This is a genomic window from Pseudomonas putida (assembly GCF_004357765.1).
GTDB classification, from domain to species: domain Bacteria; phylum Pseudomonadota; class Gammaproteobacteria; order Pseudomonadales; family Pseudomonadaceae; genus Aquipseudomonas; species Aquipseudomonas putida_U.
Map to the genome: position 1 here is coordinate 287,657 of NZ_SMTE01000010.1, position 6,249 is coordinate 293,905.

Genomic DNA, 6,249 nt, shown 5'->3' on the forward strand with positions numbered 1-6,249 from the left:
TCCTAAAGCGGAACGAGTGTGTTACTAGGTATGTCTAGACTTACCTACGACCCTCCAGGAGTACAACCGCCATGACTTCAACTTATTACACCGGAGAAGAGCGCAGTAAGCGCATCTTCGCCATCGTCGGTGCTTCTTCAGGCAACCTGGTGGAGTGGTTCGACTTCTACGTCTACGCCTTCTGCGCAATCTATTTCGCCCCTGCGTTCTTCCCCTCCGATGATCCTACCGTGCAATTGCTCAACACCGCTGGCGTGTTCGCTGCCGGTTTTCTGATGCGCCCGATCGGTGGCTGGATCTTCGGCCGTCTGGCCGACCGCCATGGCCGCAAGAACTCCCTGATGATCTCGGTGCTGATGATGTGCTTCGGCTCGCTGATGATCGCCTGTCTGCCCACCTACGCGACCCTCGGGGCGCTGGCACCGGCACTGTTGCTGCTTGCCCGCCTGATCCAAGGCCTCTCGGTGGGCGGTGAGTACGGCACCACCGCGACCTACATGAGTGAAGTGGCGTTGCGGGGCCAGCGTGGCTTCTTCGCCTCGTTCCAGTACGTGACGCTGATCGGCGGCCAGCTGTTGGCAGTGCTGGTGGTGGTGATCCTGCAACAATTGCTGACCGAGGACGAACTGCGTGCCTGGGGCTGGCGGATCCCGTTCGTGGTCGGCGCCATCGCCGCACTGATCTCGCTGATGCTGCGCCGTTCGCTGCACGAGACCAGCAGCGCAGAAACCCGCAAGGACAAGGACGCCGGCAGCATCAAAGGGCTGTTCCGCAATCACGCGGCAGCGTTCATCACCGTGCTTGGCTACACCGCCGGTGGTTCGCTGATCTTCTATACCTTCACCACCTACATGCAGAAATACCTGGTCAACACCGCTGGCATGACCGCGAAGAACGCCAGCTTCGTGATGACTGGCGCCTTGTTCCTGTACATGGTCATGCAACCGTTCTTCGGCATGCTCTCCGACCGAATCGGTCGACGTAACTCCATGTTGCTGTTCGGCGCCCTGGGCACGATCTTCACCGTGCCGCTGCTGATGGCGCTGAAGACCGTGAGCAGCCCGTTCATGGCATTCGTGCTGGTGACCTTGGCACTGTGCATCGTCAGTTTCTATACCTCGATCAGTGGTCTGGTGAAGGCCGAAATGTTCCCGCCGCAAGTTCGCGCCCTGGGCGTGGGCCTGGCCTACGCCATCGCCAACGCGATGTTCGGCGGCTCCGCCGAATACGTGGCGTTGGGCCTGAAGACCCTGGGCATGGAAAACACTTTCTACTGGTACGTGACCGCGATGATGGCGATCGCCTTCTTGTTCAGCCTGCGTCTGCCGAAGCAGGCCGCGTACCTGCACCACGATGACTAAGGATCTTGCATGAGCAATCAATTGTTCGATGCCTACTTCACCGCGCCGGCCATGCGCGAGGTTTTCTGCGACCGGGGTCGCCTGCAGGGCATGCTCGACTTCGAGGCCGCCCTGGCCCGTGCCGAGGCCTCGGTTGGCCTGGTGCCGCACGGCGCGGTGGCGGCCATCGAGGCAGCCTGCCACGCCGAGCGCTATGACGTGGCCGCCCTGGCCGACGCCATCGCCACGGCAGGCAACTCGGCGATCCCGTTGGTCAAGGCGTTGGGCAAGGTGATTGCCAGTGGTGTACCCGAGGCCGAACGCTATGTTCACCTGGGCGCCACCAGCCAGGATGCGATGGACAGTGGCTTGATCCTGCAGGTGCGCGCTGCCTTGGACCTGCTCGAAGCCGACCTGGGTAAGCTGGCCGACAGCCTGGCCCAGCAGGCCTTGCAACATGCCGACACGCCACTGGTGGGGCGCACCTGGCTGCAGCATGCCACGCCAGTGACCCTGGGCATGAAGCTCGCCGGAGTGCTCGGCGCGCTGACGCGCCATCGTCAGCGCCTCAAGGAGCTGCGTCCACGCTTGCTGGTGCTGCAGTTCGGCGGTGCTTCGGGCAGCCTTGCCGCCCTGGGCTCCAAGGCGTTGCCGGTGGCCGAAGCGTTGGCCGAGCAATTGGAACTCGCTTTGCCCGAGCAACCCTGGCACACCCAACGTGACCGCCTGGTGGAATTCGCTTCGGTGCTGGGGCTGGTGGCCGGTACCCTGGGCAAGTTCGGTCGTGACCTCAGCCTGCTGATGCAGACCGAGGCCGGCGAGGTGTTCGAGCCATCGGCGCCAGGCAAGGGCGGTTCCTCGACCATGCCGCACAAGCGCAATCCGGTCGGTGCCGCGGTACTGATCGGCGCCGCTACCCGGATCCCTGGCCTGTTGTCGACGCTGTACAGTGCCATGCCCCAGGAGCACGAGCGTAGCCTTGGCCTGTGGCATGCCGAATGGGAAACCCTGCCGGAAATCTGCTGCCTGGTCTCCGGCGCACTGCGTCAGGCCCAGGTGATCGCCGACGGCATGCAAGTCGATGCCGCGCGCATGCGCAGCAATCTTGAGTTGACCCAAGGCCTGGTGCTGGCCGAGGCGGTGAGCATCGTGCTGGCCCAACGCCTGGGCCGCGACCATGCTCATCATCTGCTGGAGCAGTGCTGCCAGCGGGCCGTGGCCGAACAGCGGCATCTGCGCGCCGTGCTCGGCGATGATCCGCAGGTCAGCGCCGAACTGACCGCCGAAGAACTCGATCGCTTGCTCGATCCCGCCCATTACCTGGGCCAGGCCCGCGTCTGGGTGGCGCGGGCGGTGGCCGAACATCAACGCTTCACTGCCTGAAGGAGACCGCTGTGGCGCACTTGCAACTGGCCGATGGCGTACTGAATTACCAGATCGAGGGCCCGGCCGATGCCCCGGTCCTGGTCCTGTCCAACTCGCTCGGCACCGACCTGGGCATGTGGGACGAACAGATCCCACTGTGGAGCCAGCATTTCCGTGTGCTGCGCTACGACACCCGTGGTCATGGCGATTCGCTGGTCAGCGAGGGTTTCTACACCATCGAACAGCTTGGCCATGACGTGCTGGCGCTGCTCGATGCACTGGACATCGCCAAGGCTCACTTCGTCGGCCTGTCGATGGGCGGCCTGATCGGCCAGTGGCTGGCCATCAACGCCGGCGAGCGCCTGCACAGCGTGACCCTGTGCAACACCGCCGCCAAGATCGCCAACGACGAGGTGTGGAACACCCGCATCGACACCGTGCTCAAGGGTGGTCAGCAGGCCATGGTCGATCTGCGCGATGCCTCCATCGCCCGTTGGTTCACCCCAGGCTTCGCCCAAGCGCAGCCCGAGCAGGCCCAGCGCATCTGCCAGATGCTCGCGCAGACCAGCCCGCAAGGTTACGCCGCCAACTGCGCCGCGGTGCGCGATGCCGATTTCCGTGAGCAACTGGGCCGTATCCAGGTGCCTGCGCTGATCGTCGCCGGTACCGAGGACGTGGTCACCACGCCGGAACATGGGCGCTTCATGCAAAACGCCATCGCCGGCGCCGAGTATGTCGATTTCCCGGCCGCGCACCTGTCCAACGTCGAGATCGGCGAGGCGTTCAGCCGCCGCGTGCTCGACTTCCTGCTGGCCCACTGAGGAGCGCTCCCGTGGACGAGAAACAACGTTACGACGCCGGTATGCAAGTCCGCCGCGCAGTGCTCGGCGATGCCCACGTGGACCGCAGCCTGGAGAAACTCAACGACTTCAACGGCGAGTTCCAGGAAATGATCACCCGCCACGCGTGGGGTGACATCTGGACCCGTCCGGGCCTGCCCCGGCACACCCGTAGCCTGATCACCATTGCCATGCTGATCGGCATGAACCGCAACGAAGAGCTCAAGCTGCACCTGCGCGCCGCCGCCAACAATGGCGTGACCCGCGAGGAAATCAAGGAAGTGCTGATGCAGAGCGCGATCTATTGTGGCATCCCTGCGGCCAATGCCACCTTCCACCTGGCCGAATCGGTCTGGGATGAACTGGGCGTGGAGTCGCGTCAGTCCTGAGCAAGGATGCGTGACTGCTGACCTCATCGCCGGCTTGCCGGCGATGAGGTCGATACTGGTCACACCGTCGCTTTTTTCTGCCGAATCCCTACCGGCCCCGCCTTGGCCTCCACGGCCTGCTTCAACTGCCCGCACAGCCCCAACATGAACGCCGCCTCGGCGACCACGAACAGCGGGCCGATGATCAGTCCACTGACGTCATCGACGAATGCCGGCTTGCGGCCTTCGTAATAGTGACCGACGAACTGGATGATCCAACCCAGCACGAACGCGCCCAATCCCGCGCTAAGCCACAGCCCGGTTGCCTGTATCGCCAGTGTCTGGCCCAGCCACAGGCACAAGCCCAACAGCAGGCCCATGACCAGCCCGAAGCGCAGGTCCAGACGCAGGTAGAAACCTACCGAGGCCGCCGCCGCCAGCAGGGCAGGTGAAAACCAGACCCCGACCAGATCCCACCCCGGACGCGATAGCAGAATGGTCACGGCGACCACGATCAATGGAATGCCGACGAAATGGGTGGCGATATTGCGTGGATCGCGGTGGTAGTTGGCGTATTGGCTCAGGTGCTCGACGAGGGTTTTCATGGATGGACCTCCCTGGGTGCGCAGGTACCCCTATAGCTGAGGATAGCCGCCGGCTACCACCATCATCAGTTCAGCGAATGACGGCGGTCGACGGCGGTGTATCCAGCTTATCCCTCGCAGCGGCCACCCGCCTCACAGCAGGTTCAGCGGATAGTTCAGGATCAAGCGGTTCTCGTCGAACTCATTGGTGCTGAAGTCCCGGCGAATGGTGGAGTTGCGCCACTTCACCGACAGGTCCTTGAACGTCCCCGATTGCACCACGTACGCCAGCTCGGTCTCGCGGGCCCACTCTTTGCCGTCGTCGACACCGCCAGCGGTGACCTCGTCGCCCTTGATGTAGCGATTCATCAAGGTCAGGCCGGGAACGCCGACGGTGGCGAAGTTGAAGTCGTAGCGGACTTGCCAGGAACGCTCCTTGGCATTGTCGAAGCTCGCGTTGTAGCTGTCGTTGGCCAATGTCCCGCCGCTGGTTCCGTTGACCCGCATCCAGGCATCGTCACCGCTGACCTTCTGCAGGCCGATATAGAACGTATGACCCTGGTAGCGCGCTGAGAGCAGCGCAGAGGCGGTACGGTTGTCGAGGTCGCCAGCGCGCTTGGCGCCGTCCTCCTTGCCAGTGAAGTAACCGAGGTTGGCGCCTAAGGTCCAGTCGCCCAGAGGCTGGCTGTGCACCAGGTTGACGTACTGCTGGCGGTAGATGTCCTTGAGTTGGGCATCCCACAGGCCAATCATCGTGCGCTTGTCGTTGAACGTGTACTCGCCGCCGGCGAAGTTGAAGCGGTCGGAAGTGAAGGCGGTGCGGCCGTTGAGCGACATGTCTTCCATGCTCGCATCGTTGCGCGGGCTGTTGCCGCGGAACTGACCCGCATACAGCGCCAGGCCGTCGATTTCGCGCGAGGTGATCTGGCCACCTCGGAAGGTTTGCGGCAGCGAGCGGCCGTCGTCCGAACGCAGGATGGGCAGTACGGGCATCCATTCGCCGACTTTCAGTTCAGTCTGCGACAGTTTGGCTTTGAGGGCTACGCCCAGACGACCGAAATCGTCGGCGGGGCGACCGTCGTCATGAACCGGCAGCAGGTGGGTATTGGTGGTGCCTCGACCGCCGTCGAGCTTGACTGAGTACAGGCCCAGCACGTCGACGCCGAAACCGACGGTGCCTTGGGTGAAGCCGGAGCGAGCGTCGAGGATGAAGCTCTGGGTCCATTCCTCGGCTTTGCCCTGGGAATGGGCCGGGTCGACGAAGTTGCGGTTGATGTAGAAGTTACGCAGGTTGAGGGTGGCCTTGCCGTCCTCCAGGAAGCCGTTTTCGGCGGCGAAGGCGGGGAGGGTGCAGGTAACGGCCAACAGGCCGGGCAGCAGCTGGCGTGCGGGTGCGAAAGTGCTCATCGGTGATGAATCTCTTGTTTTTATTGGAGAAACTGGGTGTTGCGCAGGGGGATGGTGCGGGGAAGGAAGGGGGGAGGCAATTCGTCGCAAGCGGTTTTGGGCGGTAATCGAACGGAGATGTTCTGGTTGGTTAATCAACTTTGGGTCGGGGGCTTGGCATTGGCATTGGAACTGGGAACGGTCCATTTTGTGTAGCGGCGCTACTGGCCCCTTCCGCCTTTACGGCGGGTCCCTTTTGTCTTGGCAAAAGGGACGCAAAACCGCCTGCTGGTATGACTCACCCACATGGGTTACAAATCAGTTCACGCACATAGGTAACAGTTTTTAACTGGCATGGTCGGTTTTT

General features: G+C 62.9%; 6 protein-coding genes. 4 read left to right on the top strand and 2 right to left on the bottom strand.

Annotated elements, in window-relative coordinates; all coding sequences use genetic code 11:
* Positions 1-71: 71 nt before the first annotated feature.
* The 4 genes from E2H86_RS17310 to pcaC are packed head-to-tail and all read left to right on the top strand — an operon-like array spanning position 72 to position 3,933.
* Positions 72-1,361, top strand: a complete 1,290-nt coding sequence (locus tag E2H86_RS17310; protein WP_133329992.1) for an MFS family transporter — start codon at positions 72-74, stop codon at positions 1,359-1,361.
* Positions 1,362-1,370: 9 nt separating this feature from the next.
* The gene (locus E2H86_RS17315) at positions 1,371-2,723 is read left to right on the top strand and encodes a 3-carboxy-cis,cis-muconate cycloisomerase (RefSeq protein WP_133329994.1); all 1,353 of its coding nucleotides are present in this window, start codon (positions 1,371-1,373) and stop codon (positions 2,721-2,723) included.
* An 11-nt stretch (positions 2,724-2,734) separates the two neighbouring features.
* Positions 2,735-3,526 carry a 3-oxoadipate enol-lactonase gene (gene pcaD, locus E2H86_RS17320; protein ID WP_133329996.1) on the top strand — a complete coding sequence of 264 codons (792 nt, stop codon included), beginning with the start codon at positions 2,735-2,737 and terminating at the stop codon, positions 3,524-3,526.
* Between the two features lie 11 nt (positions 3,527-3,537).
* On the top strand, positions 3,538-3,933 hold the full coding sequence (gene pcaC / locus E2H86_RS17325) for a 4-carboxymuconolactone decarboxylase (protein WP_133329998.1): 396 nt from the start codon (positions 3,538-3,540) through the stop codon (positions 3,931-3,933).
* 59 nt (positions 3,934-3,992) lie between these two features.
* Here the strand turns inward: pcaC and E2H86_RS17330 are convergent, their stop codons facing one another.
* Together E2H86_RS17330 and E2H86_RS17335 are read right to left on the bottom strand one after the other, a co-directional pair.
* Positions 3,993-4,517 (bottom strand): Mpo1 family 2-hydroxy fatty acid dioxygenase, encoded by a 525-nt coding sequence (locus E2H86_RS17330; RefSeq protein ID WP_133330000.1) that lies wholly within the window; start codon positions 4,515-4,517, stop codon positions 3,993-3,995.
* Between the two features lie 132 nt (positions 4,518-4,649).
* On the bottom strand, positions 4,650-5,903 hold the full coding sequence (locus E2H86_RS17335; RefSeq protein WP_133330002.1) for an OprD family porin: 1,254 nt from the start codon (positions 5,901-5,903) through the stop codon (positions 4,650-4,652).
* Positions 5,904-6,249 lie beyond the last annotated feature (346 nt).